Origin of the sequence: Streptomyces ardesiacus (genome assembly GCF_003112575.1) — a bacterium.
GTDB classification, from domain to species: Bacteria; Actinomycetota; Actinomycetes; order Streptomycetales; family Streptomycetaceae; genus Streptomyces; species Streptomyces ardesiacus.
The window spans coordinates 672,380-691,051 of the sequence record NZ_BEWC01000005.1; the positions used below are offsets into that span (position 1 = coordinate 672,380).

The 18,672-nt window shown below is 73.8% G+C and carries 14 protein-coding genes; 8 read left to right on the forward strand and 6 right to left on the reverse strand.

Annotated features, from left to right (window positions below):
- Positions 1-24 precede the first annotated feature (24 nt).
- Genes Sdi02f_RS19720 through Sdi02f_RS19755 form a run of 8 tightly spaced genes read left to right on the forward strand, consistent with a single transcriptional unit; the run spans position 25 to position 13,464 of the window.
- Positions 25-1,260 carry a cytochrome P450 family protein gene (locus tag Sdi02f_RS19720; RefSeq protein ID WP_051783753.1) on the forward strand — a complete coding sequence of 412 codons (1,236 nt, stop codon included), beginning with the start codon at positions 25-27 and terminating at the stop codon, positions 1,258-1,260.
- Positions 1,261-1,294: 34 nt separating this feature from the next.
- The gene (locus tag Sdi02f_RS19725) at positions 1,295-1,855 is read left to right on the forward strand and encodes an FcoT family thioesterase (protein WP_037825698.1); all 561 of its coding nucleotides are present in this window, start codon (positions 1,295-1,297) and stop codon (positions 1,853-1,855) included.
- A 2-nt stretch (positions 1,856-1,857) separates the two neighbouring features.
- Positions 1,858-2,244 (forward strand): acyl carrier protein, encoded by a 387-nt coding sequence (locus tag Sdi02f_RS19730; RefSeq protein WP_063788240.1) that lies wholly within the window; start codon positions 1,858-1,860, stop codon positions 2,242-2,244.
- A gap of 12 nt (positions 2,245-2,256) precedes the next feature.
- Complete coding sequence (locus Sdi02f_RS19735) at positions 2,257-8,340, forward strand: type I polyketide synthase (protein WP_108933742.1); 6,084 nt, start codon at positions 2,257-2,259, stop codon at positions 8,338-8,340.
- 16 nt (positions 8,341-8,356) lie between these two features.
- Positions 8,357-9,793 (forward strand): beta-ketoacyl [acyl carrier protein] synthase domain-containing protein, encoded by a 1,437-nt coding sequence (locus tag Sdi02f_RS19740; protein ID WP_159107663.1) that lies wholly within the window; start codon positions 8,357-8,359, stop codon positions 9,791-9,793.
- Positions 9,784-11,271, forward strand: coding sequence for an AMP-binding protein (locus Sdi02f_RS19745; protein ID WP_108933744.1), 1,488 nt, complete (start codon positions 9,784-9,786; stop codon positions 11,269-11,271). The genes Sdi02f_RS19740 and Sdi02f_RS19745 overlap by 10 nt, the downstream gene beginning before the upstream one ends.
- A gap of 46 nt (positions 11,272-11,317) precedes the next feature.
- Positions 11,318-12,172 carry an alpha/beta fold hydrolase gene (locus Sdi02f_RS19750; RefSeq protein WP_030404864.1) on the forward strand — a complete coding sequence of 285 codons (855 nt, stop codon included), beginning with the start codon at positions 11,318-11,320 and terminating at the stop codon, positions 12,170-12,172.
- Positions 12,173-12,189: 17 nt separating this feature from the next.
- Positions 12,190-13,464, forward strand: a complete 1,275-nt coding sequence (locus tag Sdi02f_RS19755; protein ID WP_051849761.1) for an MFS transporter — start codon at positions 12,190-12,192, stop codon at positions 13,462-13,464.
- Between the two features lie 139 nt (positions 13,465-13,603).
- Here the strand turns inward: Sdi02f_RS19755 and Sdi02f_RS19760 are convergent, their stop codons facing one another.
- From Sdi02f_RS19760 to Sdi02f_RS19785, 6 genes are all read right to left on the reverse strand, one after another.
- Positions 13,604-14,299 carry a lysophospholipid acyltransferase family protein gene (locus Sdi02f_RS19760; protein ID WP_030404862.1) on the reverse strand — a complete coding sequence of 232 codons (696 nt, stop codon included), beginning with the start codon at positions 14,297-14,299 and terminating at the stop codon, positions 13,604-13,606.
- Positions 14,300-14,378: 79 nt separating this feature from the next.
- Positions 14,379-15,131, reverse strand: coding sequence for a DsbA family protein (locus Sdi02f_RS19765; protein WP_031185080.1), 753 nt, complete (start codon positions 15,129-15,131; stop codon positions 14,379-14,381).
- Positions 15,132-15,142: 11 nt separating this feature from the next.
- Positions 15,143-15,952, reverse strand: a complete 810-nt coding sequence (locus Sdi02f_RS19770; protein WP_159107664.1) for an alpha/beta fold hydrolase — start codon at positions 15,950-15,952, stop codon at positions 15,143-15,145.
- Entirely contained in the window at positions 15,949-17,073 is a 1,125-nt protein-coding gene (locus Sdi02f_RS19775) for a beta-ketoacyl synthase N-terminal-like domain-containing protein (protein ID WP_030404859.1), read from the reverse strand. The genes Sdi02f_RS19770 and Sdi02f_RS19775 overlap by 4 nt, the downstream gene beginning before the upstream one ends.
- Entirely contained in the window at positions 17,073-18,281 is a 1,209-nt protein-coding gene (locus tag Sdi02f_RS19780) for a beta-ketoacyl-[acyl-carrier-protein] synthase family protein (protein WP_030404858.1), read from the reverse strand. The genes Sdi02f_RS19775 and Sdi02f_RS19780 overlap by 1 nt, the downstream gene beginning before the upstream one ends.
- Positions 18,282-18,285: 4 nt before the next feature.
- A complete protein-coding gene (locus tag Sdi02f_RS19785; protein ID WP_234319816.1) occupies positions 18,286-18,621 on the reverse strand; it encodes an acyl carrier protein in 336 nt (111 codons plus the stop codon).
- Positions 18,622-18,672: the final 51 nt, after the last annotated feature.

Consider the following 18,672-nt stretch of genomic DNA (forward strand, 5'->3'; position numbering starts at 1 on the left):
CGTCCGCCGAGGAGGAGCCGACCCATGACGGAAACCACGGAACCGACGACAGCGGCGGGGGAGAAGGCGGAGGGCTGCCCGTTCGCCCGCATGCCCTTCGACGACACCTACCACGCCGACCCGTACGCCACGTACGCGCTGATGCACCGCGAAGGCAAGGCGCACCGCATCGAGACCCCGGCCGGCGCCCCGTCCTGGTACGTCACCGGGTACGAGGAGGTGCGCCAGGGTCTCGGCGACAAGCGGCTGGTGCGCAACATCAAACACGCCAACCCGGCGTACCGGGACAACCTGGCGGTGCCCTCCGCGTTCCTGTCCAACACGCTCGCCAGCGAGGACCCGCCGAACCACACCCGGCTGCGGAAGTTCATGAACCGCGCCTTCGCCATCCGCCGGATCAGGGCGCTGCGGCCGCGCATCGAGGAGATCACCGAGCAGCTGATCGACGCGATGGGCGAGACCGGGGAGACGGACCTGATCGCGGCCCTCGCCGCGCCGCTGCCGATCGCCGTGATCGGCGACATGCTCGGGGTGCCCGAGGAGGACCGCGGCAACTTCGCCTACTGGTCCGACACCATCCTGAGCCTCGACCGGGCCGCGTCGCAGGAGGCCGGCGAGTCGATGCTCGCCTTCCTGCAGGAGCTGATCGCCAAGCGGCGTGCGGAGCCCGGCGACGACGTCGTCTCGGAGTGGATCGCCACCCGCGACGACGACGGCAACGAGCTGACCGAGGAGGAGCTGGTCGGCCTCGGCTTCATGATCCTGCTGGGCGGCTACGACACCACGGTCGGCATGATCGGCGGCTCGGTGATGGCGCTGCTCGACAACCCGGAGCGCCTCGCCGAGCTGCGCGAGAACCCGGAGAAGCTCCCCGACGCGGTGGAGGAGTTCCTCCGCTACTACGGCACGGCGCACACCTCGGCCCGTCGCTTCGCGGCGGAGGACCTCGAACTCGGCGGCACCACGATCCGCGCCGGCGACCAGGTGATGCTCTGCATGGCCGCCGCCGACCGCGACCCGGAACGGTTCGAGGACCCGGACGTGCTCTCCTTCGACCGTCCGGAGAACCACCACGTGGCCTTCGGCTACGGGCCGCACTACTGCCCGGGCTCCGAGCTGGCCCGGCTGGAGATGTCGGTGGCGCTGGAGGCGGTGCTGCGCAGGCTGCCCGGCCTGGCGCTGACGACGCCGGTCAAGGACATCCCGTGGCGCCGCGCCTACCTGATCCGGATCCCCACCTCCATCCCGGTCTCCTACTGACCACCCCGGCCACCACCTGAGGAAGCGGCACACCATGACCACCGAGATCGCGCTCTCCGGGCCGCGCACGCTGGCGAACGACCCGGACCTGCTGACCCGCGTGCTCACTCCGTACCGGGACAACTGCCAGTACCTGAAGTCCGCCGAGGTGGTCCTCGGCGACAGCGAGGACCACGTGGCCCGCGCGCTCTGCGCGTTCGAGATCGAGGAGTCCTGCTACATCGACTCCACCGGGCACTTCAACGCGGTCGAGTTCAACATCTGTTACAACCAGATGTTCTATTACATCGCCGCCAAGGCCGTGCAGGACGGGCTCTTCGCGCCGTTCGACCGGTGGACCATGCAGGACTACTGGGACCGGCAGCTCCCGGACATCCTCATCGCCAAGCTCTCCAGCAGCTACCGCCGCGCCATCCACACCGGCCGCTTCGAGGGCGAGATCGTCGTGGACAAGGTGCTGGAGCGGGAGCCGAGCGCGGACCGCGGCGCGATGGTGGTCCTCAACACGAGCTGCCGCTTCTGGGACCAGGCCGGCGGCGACAGCCGCGGCGAGGTCAAGATCGTCATCACCAACGCGCCGGTGAACGGAGGCTGAGGGTGGACCGCACCGCCCCCGGCTACCGCGCACTGGCGGCCCTGCCCCTGTCCGAACGCCGCACGGCGCTGCGGGAGAGCGTCGTCGCGGAGTTCCGGACCGCACTGCTGCTCGGCGACGGCGAGGAACTCGCGCTGGACGCCAACTACTTCGACCTCGGCCTGACCTCGCTGCGCGCCACCGAGCTCAAGCAGCGCCTGGAGCAGCGCTTCGGCGCCGGCATCAACGAGGCGCTGCTCTTCGAGAGCCCGACCGTCGCCCGCCTCCTGGAACACCTGGCGGCCGACGTGCTGGCGGAGCTGTTCGGCACGGAGCGCCGGCGCCGGACCGAGCAGCGGCCGGAGAAGGCACTCGTAGGAAAGCTCCTCGACGACCTTTACAAGAAGTGAGGATGTCCGCGCGTGAACGAGGGTGAGGAGCGCAAGCTCCTGGAGAACCTGCTGCTGGAGAAGTACGAACCCATTGCGGTCGTCGGTGTCGGCCTGCGGTTCCCCGGTGAGAACGACACACCCGAGGGATTCGCGGAGTTCCTGCGCGCCGGCCGCTCCGGGACCGGGCCGGTGCCCGAGGACCGGTGGGACGCCGCGGAGTTCGCGGACGACGGGGAGGGCCAGGTCGCCGCGGGCCGGATCCGCACCGCCGGCGGCGGCTTCCTGCGGGACTTCGACCGCTTCGACCCCCGGTTCTTCAGCATCTCCCCCAAGGAGGCCCAGTACATCGACCCGCAGCAGCGGCTCGCACTGGAGACCTGCTGGGAGGCGCTCGAACACGCGGGCATCGACCCCACCGGCCTGCGGGGCGGTGACGGCGCCGTGTACTTCGGCTCCAGCGGCGTCGACTTCAACCTCGAAGTGGTGCAGCTGCCGTACGAGGACATGGACGCCTACACCGGCACCGGCGCCGCCAACAGCGCGGTGTCGGGCCGGGTCTCGTACGTCCTCGGCTGGCGCGGGCCCAGTCTCACGGTGGACACCGCCTGCTCCTCCTCGCTGGTGACCCTCCACCTGGCGGTGGAGGCGCTGCGCCGCGGCGAGTGCTCCATCGCGCTGGCCGGCGGCGTCAACGTCATCCACCACCCGCGCAACCACGTGGTCTTCTCGCAGGCCGGGATGCTCGCTCCGGACGGCGAGTGCAAGACCTTCGACGAGCGGGCCGACGGCTACAGCCGCAGCGAGGGCTGCGGCGCCGTCGTCCTCAAACGGCTGTCGCGGGCCAAGGCCGACGGCGACACCGTGCTGGCCCTGGTCCGCGGCACCGCGGTGCGCCAGGACGGCGAGAGCGGCGGCCTGACCGTGCCCAACGGCTCCGCGCAGGAGGCGGTGATGCGGGCGGCGCTGGACGCGGCGCTGCTCGAACCGGCCGACGTGAGTTACGTGGAGGCGCACGGTACGGGCACGTCGCTGGGCGACCCGATCGAGCTCGGCGCCGTCGACGCGACCTTCCCCGAGGGCGTCACCGTCGGCTCCCTGAAGACCAACGTCGGACACATGGAGGCCGCGGCCGGTGTCGGCGGACTGATCAAGGCCGTGCTCCAGCTGCAGGCCGGGGAGATCTTCCCGCACCTGCACTGGGAGACGCCGTCCCCGCACATTCCCTGGGACCGCTACCGCGTCACCGTCCCGACCAAGGCCGTCGCCTGGTCGGCGCCGACGCGCCGCGCCCTGGTCAACTCCTTCGGCTTCGCCGGCACCATCGCGTCCGCCGTCCTCGAAGAGGCCCCGCCCACCACCGCGCGCGACCCCGAGCCCGGCGGCGCCGGGGTCTTCGCGCTCTCCGCCAAGACACCCGAGTCGCTGCGCGAGCTGGCCGCCCGTCATCGGCGGCACCTCGAAGACCACCCCGACCTCGGTCTCGACGAGGTCTGCCGCACCAGCACGCTCGGCCGGGCCCACTTCGGCCACCGTATCGCCGGCGTGGTCGGCGACCGCGACGAACTGCTCGCGCTCCTCGACCAGGAGCCCACGGCGGAACCAGAGCGCAAGGTGGCGCTGCTGTTCACCGGCCAGGGCGCGCAGTACACCGGCATGGGAGCGCCGCTGTACGCGCGCCACCCGGTCTTCCGCGAGCACCTGGACGCCTGCGACCGGCTCTTCGCCGCGCACCTGGGCCGCTCCGTCAAGGCGCTCATGTTCGGCGAGGAGGGCGAGCCGGGGGACCTCGACCAGACCCGGTTCACCCAGCCCGCGCTCTTCTCCCTCGAGTACGCCCTCGCCAAGCTCTGGCTGAGCTGGGGGATACGGCCCGACGTGCTGGTCGGCCACTCCGTCGGCGAGGTCGCGGCGGCCGCGGTCGCCGGGCTGTTCTCGCTCGAGGACGCGGTGCGCCTGGTGGCGGCCCGCGGCGCCCTGATGCAGTCGGTCCGGGCACCCGGGTCCATGGTCGCCGTGGCGGCGCCCGCCGAGGAGGTCGCCGAGCTCGTCGCGCCGTACGCGGACCTCTCGTTCGGGGCGCTCAACACGCCGCAGGACTGCGTCGTCTCCGGTGGCCGCGCCTCGCTGGACGAGGTCGTGGCACAGCTGACCGCGCGTGGCGTCAGGGTCAAGGAGCTGCCCGTCTCCCACGCCTTCCACTCGCCGCTGATGGCGGAGATCACCGAGCGGTTCCGCGCCTCGCTGGACGGCATCGCCTTCCACGAGCCGGAGCTCACGCTCGTCTCCAACGTCACCGGCGAGGTCGCCGACCTGGAGACCGTCTCGACGGTCGACTACTGGGTCCGGCACGTCGCGGAGCCGGTCCGCTTCCAGGCCGGCATGCGGGCCGTGGAGGCCCGTGGAGACCACCTCTTCCTGGAGGTCGGGCCCGCCGACACGCTGACCGCCATGGGCCGCCGCTGCGTCGCCGAGCCCAAGGACCACCTGTGGCTGGCCAGCCTCGCACCGCAGGACGAGGCCGGCCGCACCGTCCTCACCTCACTGGTCCGCGCCTACCGGGCGGGCCTGGCGGTCGACTGGCGCGGCTTTCACCACGGCCGGGGCACCGCCCGCGCCGTGCTGCCCTCGTACGCCTTCGACCGCCGCCGCTACTGGCTGCCCTCCCGCGGCCACCGCCGCACCGCCGACCCGCTGGCGCTGCATCCGCTGCTCGGCCGGCGGACCGGGCCCGGCGAGTTCACCGCCCGGCTGGAGCCGGAGCACCCGCGCTGGCTCCGCGACCACGTGGTGATGGGGCAGGTCCTGTTCCCGGCCGCCGGCTACGTCGAGCTGATGCTCGCGCTCCAGGACGCGGAGTACGGCGAGACGTCCCGGCCGCTGACCGACCTGCGGATCCTGGAGCCGCTGCTCGTCCCCGCCGAGGTGCGCACCCGGGTGATGGCGGACGGCGAGGTCGAGGTGGTGAGCCTCGCCGACGGCCTGGAGCGGCGCCACCTCACCGCGCGCTTCGGCGAGGCGGCCGAGCCGGTGCGCCTGACGGCCGCCGACCCGGCCACGGTCTTCCCGGCGGACGAGCTGTACGCCGAGTACGCCGACCACGGCCTGACCTACGGACCGGAGTTCAAGCGGATCACCCACCTCGCCCGCGACGTCGAGGGCGCGGCCGTCACGCGCCTGGCCAATCCGTCGGCGGGCGCGGTGGAGCTGCTGCCGCCCGGCCTGCTGGACGGCGTGATCCAGTCGCTCGCCGCGCTGGTGGAGGGGGACGAGACGTACCTGCCGGTCGGCTTCGGCGGGGTGCTGCTGCACAAGAAGCCGCGCGGCGGCGCACTGCGCAGCGTCGCCCGGCTGACCGGCGACGGGACCACGGCGGACGCGGTGCTGTACGAGGACGGCCGGCCGGTCTGCTCGCTGCGGGACATCGCCTTCAAGAAGGTCGTCAACAGCGGCCGCACCGTGTCCCGGTACCACCGGCCGCGCTGGGTGAAGCGCTCGCTGATCCGCACCGACGGAGAGCGCCGTCCGGTCCTGGTGGCGCACCGCGACCCGGCCGAGCTCGCGGACCCGGGCCCGGACGTGACCGCCTTCTCCGGCGCGCCGGAGGAGGGGAGCGACGTCGCCTGGTTCTGGCGGCGGCTGCCCGGCCCGCTCACCGACGAACGGCTGCGCGCCGAGTGCGAGGAGAACTACACGGACCTGCTCGCCCTGCTGCCCCGGCTGCAGGGCTTCGGCGGGCGGCTGTGGCTGGTCACCGAGGGCGCGCAGGACCCCGCGGACGAGGACGGCCTGCCCGCGGCCTCGCTGTGGGGCTTCGGACAGACGCTGTGGAGCGAGTACCCGGGCTTCCGGGCGACCCTGCTGGACCTGCCCGCCGGGGACACCACCGCGCTGGCCGACGAGTGGCGCAACGCCGAGGCGACCGAGTTCCAGATCGCCCACCGCGAGGGCCACCGGCACGTCCGCCGCATCGTCCCGGTCGCGGACGAGACCGGGGACGTGGCGCTGGAGATCGAGGAGTACGGCGACTTCTCCGGCGTGCGGGCCGTCCCCGCCGCCCGGCCGGCCCCGCCGCGCGGCGACGAGGTCGAGGTGCGGATCGAGGCGGCCGGCCTCAACTTCAAGGACGTGCTCAACGCGCTCGGCATGCTCCGCGAGCACGGCGAGCTGCCGCTCGGCTTCGAGGGCGCGGGCACGGTGGTCGCGGCCGGGCCCGACGCCGAGTTCGCTCCCGGCACGCCGGTGCTCGTCAGCCTGCTGGGCGCGCTGCGCAGCCGGGTGACGGTGCCGTCCGCGATGGTGGCCCGCCGGCCGGACGGGATCACCGCCGAGCAGGGCGCGGCGGTGCCCACCGCCTTCGTCACCGCCTGGTACGCGCTGCACCACCTGGCGCACCTCAAGCGCGGCGACACGGTGCTCGTGCACGCCGCGGCCGGCGGCGTCGGGCAGGCCGCGGTGCAACTGGCCCGGCTCGCGGGCGCCGAGGTGTACGCCACCGCCTCGCCGCGCAAGTGGCCGCTGCTGCGCGAGCAGGGCGTGGCGCACGTCATGAACTCGCGCACCACCGACTTCGCCGACGAGGTGCTCCGGCTGACCGGCGGGCGCGGCGTGGACGTCGTGCTCAACTCCCTCAACAAGGAGTACGTCGACGCCGGGTTCCGGGTGCTCGCCGAGGGCGGCCGGTTCGTGGAGCTCGGCAAGCTCGGCATCCGCACACCGGAGGAGGCCCGTGCGCAGCGGCCCGACGCGGAGTACCACAACTTCGACCTGAGCGAGTTCGCGCCGTCGGAGATCGCCCGCATCACCCGGGACATCCTCCGCCCGGTGGCCGACCTGATCAGCACGGGCGAGCTGCGGCCGCCGCCGGTCACCGCGTACGACCTCGACGAGGTGACGGAGGCGTTCGGCGTCCTGTCGCGGGGCGCCAACACCGGAAAGCTGGTGGTCCGGTTCGGCGGGCGGCCGACGCCGGTGGCCGAGGAGATCGACCCCGGGGGCACCTATCTGATCACCGGTGGGCTCGGCGCGCTCGGCCTGCTCACCGCCGAGAAGCTGGTCGCGCTCGGCGCCCGCCGGATCGCGCTGATGTCCCGCGGCGAGGCGCCGGCCGGGCTCGCGCAGAGGTTCGGCGACGGGGTCACCGTGACCTTCTGCCGCGGCGACGTCGCCGATCCCGCCGACGTCGCCCGGGTGGTGGCCGAACTGCAGCCGCTCGCGGGCGTGGTGCACGCCGCCGGTGTCCTCGCGGACAAGCCGCTCTCCGCCATGACCTGGCAGGACGTCGAGCACGTCTTCCGGCCCAAGGTGTACGGCGCCCGGCTCCTCGAGCAGGCCGCGCCCGGGCTGAAGCTGTTCGTCGGCTACTCCTCGGTCTCCGCGGTGCTCGGCCCGGCCGGCCAGGCCAACTACGCCGCCGCCAACTCCTTCCTGGACGCGCTGATGGAGCGTCGCTCCGAGCGGGGCCTGCCCGGCCTGAGCCTGGACTGGGGGCCGTGGGCCGAGGTCGGCATGGCGGCGAAGCTGGGCGGGCAGCACATGCGGGCCATCGAGGGCCAGGGCATGCGCTTCCTCCAGCCCGGCGAAGGCACCAGGGCGCTGTCCAGGACCCTGGCCGGCGGCCTGCCGCAGGTGATGGTCGGCGAGTTCGACTGGGACCGCTTCGTGTCCCGGCAGCCCGCGGCGAACGCGCTGTACTCGCTGGTCGCCGACGGCGAGGGCGTGTCCGGCGGTGCGGTGGCTCCGTTCGACCTGGCGGGCCTGGCCGCGGTGGACCGCGCCGAGCGGGCCGCGCGCGTCAACGAGCGGATCCGGACCCGGGTCGCGGAGGTCCTGCAGTTCCACGGCGCCGAGGAGATCGCGGGGGACGCACCGTTCCGCGACCTGGGCCTGGACTCCCTGAGCGCGGTGCAGCTCAAGAACGTCCTGGAGTCCGACTTCCGCACGCCGCTCACCTCGTCGATCGCCTTCGACTTCCCGACGGTGCGGGCGCTGACGGAGCACGTGCTGGTGCAGCTCGCGGCGGAGACGGCGCCGGCGGCCGAGGAGCGGGACGTCGCCGGGCTCTCCGACGAGCAGGCCGACGCGGAACTCGCCGCGCTGCTCGAGGGCGAGGGCTGACCCGGTGCGGGAGTACGTGGCCCACCTGCAGACCCTCAGCCAGAAGCAGCTCGTCCTCGCCCTGGCCCGGCAGCGCGCCGCGGACACCCAGGGCGCGGCGATCCTGGGCATCGGCTGCCGCCTGCCCGGCGGGCTCGACGGGCCCGCCGCCTACTGGGACGTGCTCAGGTCCGGCAAGGACGTGCTGCCGGCCTCGGAACGGGTGCCGTGCGACTCCACCGGGCGGCCGCGCTGGAACCCGGCGGACGACGAACTGGCCCCGTGGGCCGGGGAGCTGGGCCGGGGCGGGTACCTCGACGGAGTCGACCTCTTCGACGCCGCACGGTTCGGCGTCGGCGCCGAGGAGGCCGTCCAGCTCGATCCGCAGCAGCGCCTGCTGCTGACCGTCGCCGACGAGGCACTGGCCGACGCGCAACTGGACCGGGCCCGGCGCGCCGGCCACCGCGTCGGCGTGTGGACCACGGTCGGCACCGTCGAGTACCACCACGCCGCTCTGCGCCGCGGCACCCCGCTGGACGCCGTCTCGCCGTACGCGGCCCTCGGCAGCGCGCCCAGCGGCAGCGCGGCCCGGGTGGCGCACGGGCTCGGCCTGGACGGGCCGGCGCTCACCGTCGACACCGCCTGCTCGTCGACGCTGGTCGCGGTGCAGCTCGCGCTCGCGGCGCTGCGCCGCGACGAGTGCGACGTGGCGGTGGTCGGCGCCGCCAACCTGCTGCTCTCGCCGCTGTCCACGGTCGCCTGCGCCCGCGCCGGGATGCTGTCGCCGACCGGCCGCAGCCGGCCGCTGACCGCGCACGCCGACGGCCATGTACGCGCGGAGGGCTGCGGAGTCGTCGTCCTGTGCCGGCAGTCGGACGCGGCACGGTTCGCCGCGACGCCCTACGCCGTGCTGCGCGGCGGCGCCGTCTACCAGCACGGCTCCCGCGCGGACATCGCCGCCGCCTCCGCCGAGGGCCAACGCCACACCATGGAGGCGGCGTTGCGGAGCGCCGGCGTGCGCGCCGAGGAGGTGCAGTTCGTCGAGGCGCACGCCAACGGCTCGCGGCTCGGCGGCCTGATCGAGACCGAGGCCCTCTCCGCCGCCTACCGCGGCGGCGACCTGCTGGTCGGCTCGCACAAGGCCAACATCGGTTACCTGGAGGCCGCTTCGGGGGCGGCGGGCCTGATCAAGGCGGCGCTGGCGCTCGCCCACCGCGAGGTCCCGGCGCACCCCGGTGCGGCCGAGCCCGAACCCGAGGCGCCCTGGAGCGACACCCTGCGCCTGCCGCGCGAGACCGTCCCGTGGCCGGCGGCGGACCGGCTGCTCGCCGGCGTGAGCGCGGTCGGCTTCAGCGGCACCCAGGCGCACGTGCTCCTGGAGGCCGCCGCCACCCCCCGCACCGCCGAGGACCGGCCGGGTCCGGAGCACACCGACGTACGCAGCTACTGGGCGGAGCAGAACCGATGGACCTGACCCTTCACGCCGCGCTGTCCGCGCAGGCCGCGCGCCGCCCGGAGCGGATCGCCGTGCACTGCCAGGACCGCACGGTCACCTACGCCGAGCTGTACGCCCGCGCCCTGCGCACCGCGGCGGCGCTGCACGAGGCGGGCGTGCGGCCCGGCGACCGGGTGGCGCACCTCGCACGGGACTCCGAGCACTACTACGTGCTGCTCTTCGCCTGCGCCATGGCGGGAGCCGTACTGGTGCCGGTCAACTGGCGGCTCGGCGGTGAGGAGATCGAGCACATCCTGCGCGACTCCGACGCCAGACTGCTCTTCGCCGACACCGCCCACGACGGCATCCCCACGGTGCCGCCGGGGTGGGCCGAGGCGGCCGGCGAGCCGCCGCGGTTCGAGGCGACCGCCGACACGCCGGTCGTCCAGATCTACACCAGCGGCACCACCGGCCTGCCCAAGGGCGTGGTCCTCGCGCACCGCACCTTCTTCGCCGTCCGCGCGGCGCTGGACTCCGAGGGCCTGGACTGGATCGACTGGCGCGACGACGACATCTCGCTGATCTGTGTGCCGGGCTTCCACGTCGGCGGACTGTGGTGGGCGGCCCAGGGGTTCGCCGCCGGCGTCACCAACGTGGTGATGCCGGCCTTCACCGGCGGCACCGCCGTGGAACTGGTGCGCACCCACCGCGCCACCACGACCTGCGTGGTCCCGGCGATGCTCCAGATGATGCTGTCCGAGTCCCCGGAGGATCCCGCGTCGCTGCGCAGCCTGCGCAAGGTCGTCTACGGCGGCGCGCCGATCTCCGAGACCCTGCTGCGCCAGGGACTGGACCGCATCGGGGCGGACTTCGCCCAGATCTACGGCCTCACCGAGACCGGCAACACCGCCTGCTGCCTGCCGCCGTCCGAGCACGTCCCGGGCAGTCCCCGGCTGGCCGCCGCGGGGCGCCCCTACCCGGGGTTCGCCGTCCGGATCACCGACGACAGGGGCGCGCCGCTGCCCGTCGGCGAGGTCGGCGAGGTGCGGCTGCGCACCGGGGCCCGGATGCTCGGCTACCACGGCCGGCCCGAGGCCACCGAGGAGACCCTCCAGGACGGCTGGATCGTCACCGGGGACGCGGGCTACCTCGACGAGGAGGGCTATCTCTACCTCTGCGACCGGATCAAGGACACCATCATCGTCGCCGGCGAGAACGTCTATCCGGCCGCCGTCGAGAACGCCCTCGCCGCCCACCCCGCGGTCCGCGAGGCCGCCGCGGTGGCCGTGCCGGACGAACGCTGGGGCGAGGCGGTGCACGCCTTCGTGGTGCTGGAACCCGGTGCCGTGGCCACCCCCCGGGAGCTGATGCTGGCCCTGCGCGGCCGGCTCGCCGACTTCCAGCTTCCGGCCGGATACACCTTCGTCCCGTCGCTGCCGCGCAACGCCAGTGGCAAGATCCTCCGTCGTGAGCTGCGTCAGCCGTACTGGGTTGATCGTCAACGCCAGGTCAACTGAGGGCTGTTGACGCTCAGTCCGCCGACCGAGAAGGAACGAGGCCACCATGCCCCCCTCCGTGGTAACCATCCGTCGCGCGCTCAACACGACCTCGTACGTGGCGCCGCGCCTCGCCGGCAGATACGCCTTCCGGCTCTTCTGCGAACCCACGGGCCGCGCGCCGGTGCGGCCGGCGGAGAAGGAGGTGCACGAGGCGGCCTCGGTGGAGCGGATCGTGGTGGACGGCAAGGGGGTCGCCGTCTACCGGTGGGGCGACGGCAAGGGCGAGCCCGTCCTGCTGATGCACGGCTTCGCCATGCGGGCCAGCGCGCTCGCCGGCTTCGTGCCCGGCCTGCTGGAGCGCGGCCTCACCCCGGTCGCCTACGACGCCTTCGGGCACGGCGACTCCGAGGGCCGCAACACCACGCTGCTCGACCACCGCGCGCTCACCGCGGCGCTGCACGACCGGCACGGTCCCTTCCGCGCGATCATCGGCCACTCCTTCGGCGGGACCTGCGCGTACGACGCGGTGCGGGAAGGCGTCAGGGCCGAGCGGATCGTCTCCATCGGCGCGCTGTGCGACTTCCGCACCAGCTACGACACCTTCTGCGTCCAGCTCGGCCTGCGCGAGGGGCTCAAGAAGGAGCTGCACCGCCGCACGGAGGAGTTCTTCCGGCCCGAGACCGACATCTGGCGCCGCTTCTCCGTCTCCCACCGGCCCGAGCTGATCACCGCCCGGGCCCTGGTCGTCCACGACCGCAAGGACCGGGAAGTCGCCTTCGCCGAGGCCGGGAAGATCGTGACGGCGCTGGGCGGGCGGTCCCGCCTGGTCGCCACCGAGGGCCTCGGTCACCGGCGGGTGCTCACCGACCCGTCGGTGATCGGTCAGAGCCTCGACTTCGTCACCGGCGGTGACGCGTGAAGCAAGGAGCCACGGACATGGAGCTGCGCCGGCTGCTGCCGCTCGGCATCGGCACCTTCGCCATCGGCACGGATCTCTTCGTCACGGCCGGACTGGTCCTGCCGATCGCGCGGGACCTGGACGTGTCGGTCGCCGCGGTCGGCCAGCTCGCCACGGTCTTCGCCGTCGCCTACGCGGTGCTCTCGCCGGTCCTCGCCGCCACCACGGCGCGGTTCACCCGGCGGCAGGTGCTGCTCGTCGGGCTCGCCGTGTTCACGGTGGCCAACGTGTTCACCGCGCTGGCGCCCACGCTCGGCCTGGTGCTCGCCACCCGCGTGCTCGCCGCGGCGGGCGCCGCGCTCTACACGCCGACCGCCTCGGCCACCGCCAGCGCGCTCGTGGCGCCGGAACGGCGTGGCCGTGCGCTCGCCGTGGTGCTCGGCGGACTGAGCGTGGCCACCGCGCTGGGCTCGCCGGTCGGTACCTGGATCGGCGGAACCTTCGACTGGCGCGTGGTGTTCTGGCTGATCGCCGGGCTCGGCGCGGTGGCGACGGCCGCGGTCGCCGCGACCGTGCCGGACGTACGGCTGCCGCAGGCGCCGAACCTGCGTGCGCGGCTCACGCCGCTCGCCGACCGCGCGGTGCTCGCCGCGCTGGTCACGCAGGCGCTCACCTTCTCCGCCGGATACACCCTCTACACCTACCTCGGCCCCGCGCTGGGCGGGGCCACCGGCGGCAGCGCCGGAAAGCTGACGGCGGTCATCTGGGTGTGGGGCCTCGCCGCCGTCGTCGGCATCGTGGTGGCGGGCCGGCTCACCGACCGCTACGGCCCGCGCGCCATGATCTTCCTCGGCATCGCGGGCATCGCGGCCTCGGTCGCGCTGACCCCGCTCGCCGACCTCACCTTCCCCGGCGCGCTGGTGTGGGCGGCGGTCTGGTCGGTGATGGCCTGGCCGGTGACCATGGGCCAGCAGCACCGGGTGATCACCGCCGCGCCGGCCTCGGCGCCGCTCGCGCTCGGCCTGCTGTCCTCGGCGCAGTACCTCGGCACCGCCGTCGGCGGCCTGGCCGGCGGGCTCGCGGTGAACTTCGCGGGCGGCGGCGCGATCGGCTGGACGGCCACCGGGTTCGCGCTCCTCGCGCTCGCCTTCACGGCCTTCACCTATCCGAAGAGCGCTCCGGCGGCGTCCGGCGCCCCAGCCGAACCCGGCGCTCCTGCCGGTCCCGGTGCCCCTGCCGAACCCGGCGCTGCCACGCAGCCCGGCGCTTCCGGGGACCCGGCGGAGGGCGAGCCGGCCGCGACGGACGGCTGAGCGGCGCGTCGGGGAGACCACGTACCCCGCGGCGGTACGACGACGAACGGTGCCCCACTCGACCAGGGACCGAGGCCGAGTGGGGCACCGTTCGTGACGCCGGCGCGGTGCGCGGGGCAGAGGCGCGTCCGGCGGGGGACTAGGCGGCGGTCTCCTTCTCCTTCGCCGCGGCGTCCTTGTGCATGGTGGCGAACCGAGGTACGTACTCCAGGCCGGACAGCCGCTCGATCTCCTTCATCACCGTGTCCGTGACGCTGCGGCGCAGCCGGGCCTCGCCCTCCTTGCCGTGGTACTCCGCGAAGCTGAGGGGCGCGCCGAAGTGCAGGTCGAACCGGACGGGCTTCGGCACCATCCGGCCGAGCGGCTGCACCCGGTCGGTGCCCACGATCCCGCACGGCACCACCGGCGCGCCGGTCGCCATGGCCAGCCAGCCGACACCGGTGCGGCCCCGGTACAGCCGGCCGTCCGGCGAGCGCGTGCCCTCCGGGTGGATGCCGAAGACCTGGCCGTCCTCGATGACCTCACGCGCGAGTCCGAGGGCGGCGACGCCGCCGGGCCCGCCGTCCCGCTCCACCGGCACGATCCCGATGGCCCGGAAGAACGCCGCGCTCAGCCTGCCCTTGACGCCCTTGCCGGTCAGCCGCTCGGCCTTGCCGATGAAGCAGACCGGCCGGGACACGGCGAGCGAGATGAAGACGTGGTCGGAGAAGGACAGGTGGTTGGCCGCGATGATGCACGGCCCCTCGGCCGGAATGTGGTGCACGCCCGTGATGCGCGGGCGGAAGGCGACGCGCATCACAAGGGACAGGAAGGCCCTCAGGAATCTTCTGAACATGGTGCCTCGCAATCGCTCCACGGCGGTCTGGGGAACTGTGGATGGGGGGACGGTTCGGGCGCGGCCGGGCCGAGCGGCGTCAGCCGCACGCACCCGCCGTGTCGGTGTCGTAGCTGCCGGCCTTCGTGAGGAGTTCGGCCGGCACCCCGGCCAGCGGATCGGCGTCCGCGGCGGGGCCGTCCGTCCGCGCGGGGCCGTCGGCCTCCGCCTCCGGCCAGGCCCGGTGCAGCGCGGAGACGAACTCGTCGAGCCGGTCCAGGCCCCACAGCCGCTCGCGGCCGATGCGGAAGTAGGGCATGCCGAAGATGTCGTCCTCGTAGGCGGCCTCCAGCACGTCCACCGCCTCGGCCCGCACCTGCGGGGAACGCGCGGCGGCGAGCAGCGCGGCGCCGTCCAGACCGGCCGCCTCGCCCGCCCCGACGACGGCCTCCGGCGAGTTGATCGGCTCACCGCGGTGCCAGCGGGTCTCCACGAGCGCCCGGTACAGCGGCCGGTGGCGGCCCTCGCGCCGGGCCGCCAGCCACGCCAGGTGCGGCAGGTCCCAGTCCTGCTCGCTGTCGACGGGCCAGGCCAGCGGATAGCCGAGCCGGGTGGCGGTGCGCTTGACGTCACTCAGGATGTACAGGTGCTTGGCCTTGCTCATCGGCCGGTACAGCACCTCGGCGCCGCGCTCGTGCAGTGCCTCCCGCAGCCCCGCCTCGGGCTCCCAGAGCGGGTAGTAGTCGATCAGCTCGCCCGCCCGCGGGAACCGCCGCTCCAGCTGGTCGAGGGCCATCCAGCTGTACGGGCTGCGGAGGTTGAAGTACGCCCTGGGGCGCCTGCGTGGTTTCATGCGGGTCTCCGTTACTCGCCCGCGCCGAGCGGCACGGGCGTGGCGCCGGCCAGGAACGCGGCGATGTCGGCGGCGATCCGGTCGGCGTGGCTGATGTGGAAGCAGTGCCCGTAGCCGGGGCGGTGGGACACGGCCGCCGCGGGCATGGCCGCGGCCAGCGCCGCGCCCCGGCGGGGGATCAGGGCCGGATCGGTCTCGCCGACCAGGACGCGGGTCGGGACCCGCACGCCGGCCAGGTCGAAGGCGCCGGTGGCGACGAACTGGCGGAAGAGGACGCCGAGTCCGTACGCGCCGACCCGGTTCAGCGCGGTGTCCACGATCGACTCGAAGAGCTGCTCGTCCAGCCGCCGGGCGCGCGTGGACAGCGCGATCCGGATGCCGTCGGCGACCGCGACCCGGAAGGCGGCGCGGAACTCCCCTTCCAGGGCGGCGTCGACGGTGTCCGTCGCCGGCCGGTAGAAGGGCGCGAACAGCACGGCGGCAGCCGGCTCCCGCTCGCCCGGCGCGCACAGCCACTCCAGCACCGCGTTGCCGCCGAGGGAGTGTCCGAGCACGGCGTGCACCGGCTCTCCCAGACGGTCGACGGCGCCGCGCAGCCACTGGCCGGGCGTGCCCCGCCGCGCCCAGCCGTAGTCGTTCCCGGCCCGCCACGGCAGGTCGAGCGCGACCAGCCGGTGCCGTCCCGGCCACGCCGCGGCCAGCGGCTCCCACTCGCGCCAGCTTCCCTCGGCGCCGTGCACCGCGACGACCAGGGCGCCGCTGCCGCCGGTCAGCCGGTGGACACCGACGCCGTCGGCGAAGGGCGGCGCGTCCACGGTCACCGGAGCGCTCCGCGCCTGCTCCAGCCCCGCAGGACGACCACGCCGACTCCTCCCTCGGGGTCGCAGGACGTCACCACGGACACCTGGCCGTCGCGGCCCGGGTCGTCGCGGTGCAGGGCCAGGACGGCGGCGAGCTGCACGGCCGCGGAGGCGCCGCCGCAGTCGCCGAGCGTGTCGGCGGCCCTGAGCCGGTCGGGCCCGGTGCCGAGGACCGCCTCGACGGCGGCCCGTTCCACGGCGTCCACGCGCGAGAGGCCGCACTCGCCGGTGGCGACGGTGGTGACCTGCTCGGCGGTGACTCCGGCGGCGTCGAGCGCGGCCCCGAGGTGCTGCGCCAGACCGTCGGCGGGCGCGGTGGCCCGGTCGGCCGGGTCGAAGTGACCGGTCTTCGTCGCGAGGATCTCGGCGTCCAGCGGCCGGCCGGCCGCGCGGACCGCCCGTGCGTCCTCGGTGACCAGCAGCGCCGCGGCCTCGCCGAGCGGTGCCCGCGACGGCTCGTCGGCGTGTGCGTGGTGCTCCAGCCAGGCCCGGTGCGCGCTGAACTCCTCGACCGCGCCGAGCAGCAGCGTGCGGGCGTGGCCGCGCCGCAGGAGCGTGCCGCCGTAGCGCAGCGCCGACACGGCGGAGATCCGGCCCGCCGGAATGGTGGCGTTGACGCCGCGCAGCTGGTGCCAGATGGCGCAGCGGCTGGCCGCGCAGTTCATCACGCTGTTCGGGAAGAGGAGCGGCTCGACCAGGTAGGGCCGCTCGTTGACCAGGGTCTCCCGGTCGAACTCGGCGATCGAACGGAAGCTGCCCATGGTGTTGCCGAGGACGATGCCGGTCTCGTCGCGGTTCTCGTCGTCCAGCCGGATCCCGGAGTCGGCCAGGGCCAGTCCGGCCGCCGTGACGGCGAACGCGGTGGTGCGGTCCAGACTGCCGGTCCGCTTGCGGCCCAGGTGGTCGCGGACGTCGAAGTCGACGAGCGCGTGGGCGGCCGGCTGCGGCAGCTCCTCGGCGAACATCGCGCCGACGTCCCGCAGACCGCTCTGTCCGTCCACCAGCGCCTTGCCGAACTCGTCGGCACCGACCCCCGTCGAGGCCACGACGCCCCAGCCGGTCACCGCCAGCGTGCCGGCCATCAGGCGACCTCACCGAAGAGCGTCACGGCGTTGTTCCCGCCGAACGCGAAGCCGTTGTTCTGCACGACGCGCAGCCGCGCGGGCCGGGCCGCGTTCGGCACCGGGTCGATGCCGGTCAGCGCCGGGTCCTCGTGGCCGTAGTTGATGGTGGGCGGCATGAAACCTTCCCTGATGCCGAGTACGGAGGCGATGGCGCCCAGGCCGCTCGCGGCGCCCATGGTGTGGCCGAGCATCGACTTGATCGAACTCATCGGCGGCGGGGTCGGTCCGAAGACGTCGCGGACCGCGTTGGCCTCGGTCAGGTCGTTGGCGGGAGTGCCGGTCCCGTGGGCGCAGATGTAGTCCACGTCCTGGGGGGTGACGCCGGCGTTGGCGTGGGCGCGGCGGATGCAGCGGGCGATGCCGTCCGCGTCGGGCGCGACCGGGTGGCGGGCGTCGCAGCTGAGGCCGTAGCCGAGCACTTCGGCGTAGATGCGCGCGCCGCGCTCCACCGCCGAGTCCAGGGTCTCCAGGAACAGTGCCGACGCCCCTTCGCCGGCGAGCACGCCGGTGCGGTCGCGGTCGAACGGTGAGCAGGCGTCCTCGGCCATCAGGCCGCACCGGTAGAACCCGGCGTGGCCCCAGCGCACCATGGCGTCGGCGCCGCCGGCGATCATGTAGTCGAGCTCGCCGCCGGCGATCAGGTCGTAGGCGTTGCCGATGGTGTAGTTGCTGGCGGCGCAGGCCGCGGAGACCATCATCGAGTCGCCGGTGAAGCCGAGTTCGCGGTGGACGGCGCTGCCGATCTGGTGGGTCGGTGCCTGGGCCGCCTCGTGCGGCGACATGGCGCCGAAGCCCTCGCGCACCCACTCCTCGGTGAGGCTCTGCAGCACCTGCGACTCGCCGGTGCAGGTGCCGATGCTCGCGCCGGACCGCGGGCCGGCGATGCGGTCGGGGTCCACTCCGGAGTCCTCGACGGCCAGCCGTGCGGCCGCGGCGGCGAACCGGCTCGCCAGCCCCCACTGCCGCGGGTCGAGGCGCCGGAGCAGCGAGGCCGGCTCGAAGTCGCGCACCTCGGCGCCCATGACGTGCGGGAAGCCGGTGGTGTCGAAACTGGTGATGGGCGAGACACCGCTCCGCCCGGCGCGCAGTCCGGCACCGAAGGCGGCGACGCCGATGCCGATGCTGGTGACGGGGCCGAGTCCGGTGATGACGACGCGCCGGTCCATGGACTCAGTCCTGCCAGTTCGCGTAGTGGGCGACGACCTTGTAGACCGCGCTCAGGCTGGTCATGTTCGGCAGTTCGGTCTGCGGCAGTTCGATCTTGTACTTCTTCTCGATCCGGGCCAGCAGCTCGATGGCGCGCAGCGAGTCGCCGTCGTGGTCCTCGATGAAGTGGTCGTCGACGCCGAGCTCCTCGGGCTCGATCTCGAGCGCGGCGGCGGCGAGTTCCCGGAGCTCCTCGAGATGCTGAGCCTGCTGAGCCTGGGGCATGGCGTTCTCCAGTGAATAGATGTGGCGGTCCAAAAAATCAACCGTCAGATATATGGCGAGGGGAAGCTTAACCACGGCCCTCTTATTCCCCGCTAAAAGGCCGCTTTCCTGGGAACCGCGGCCCGG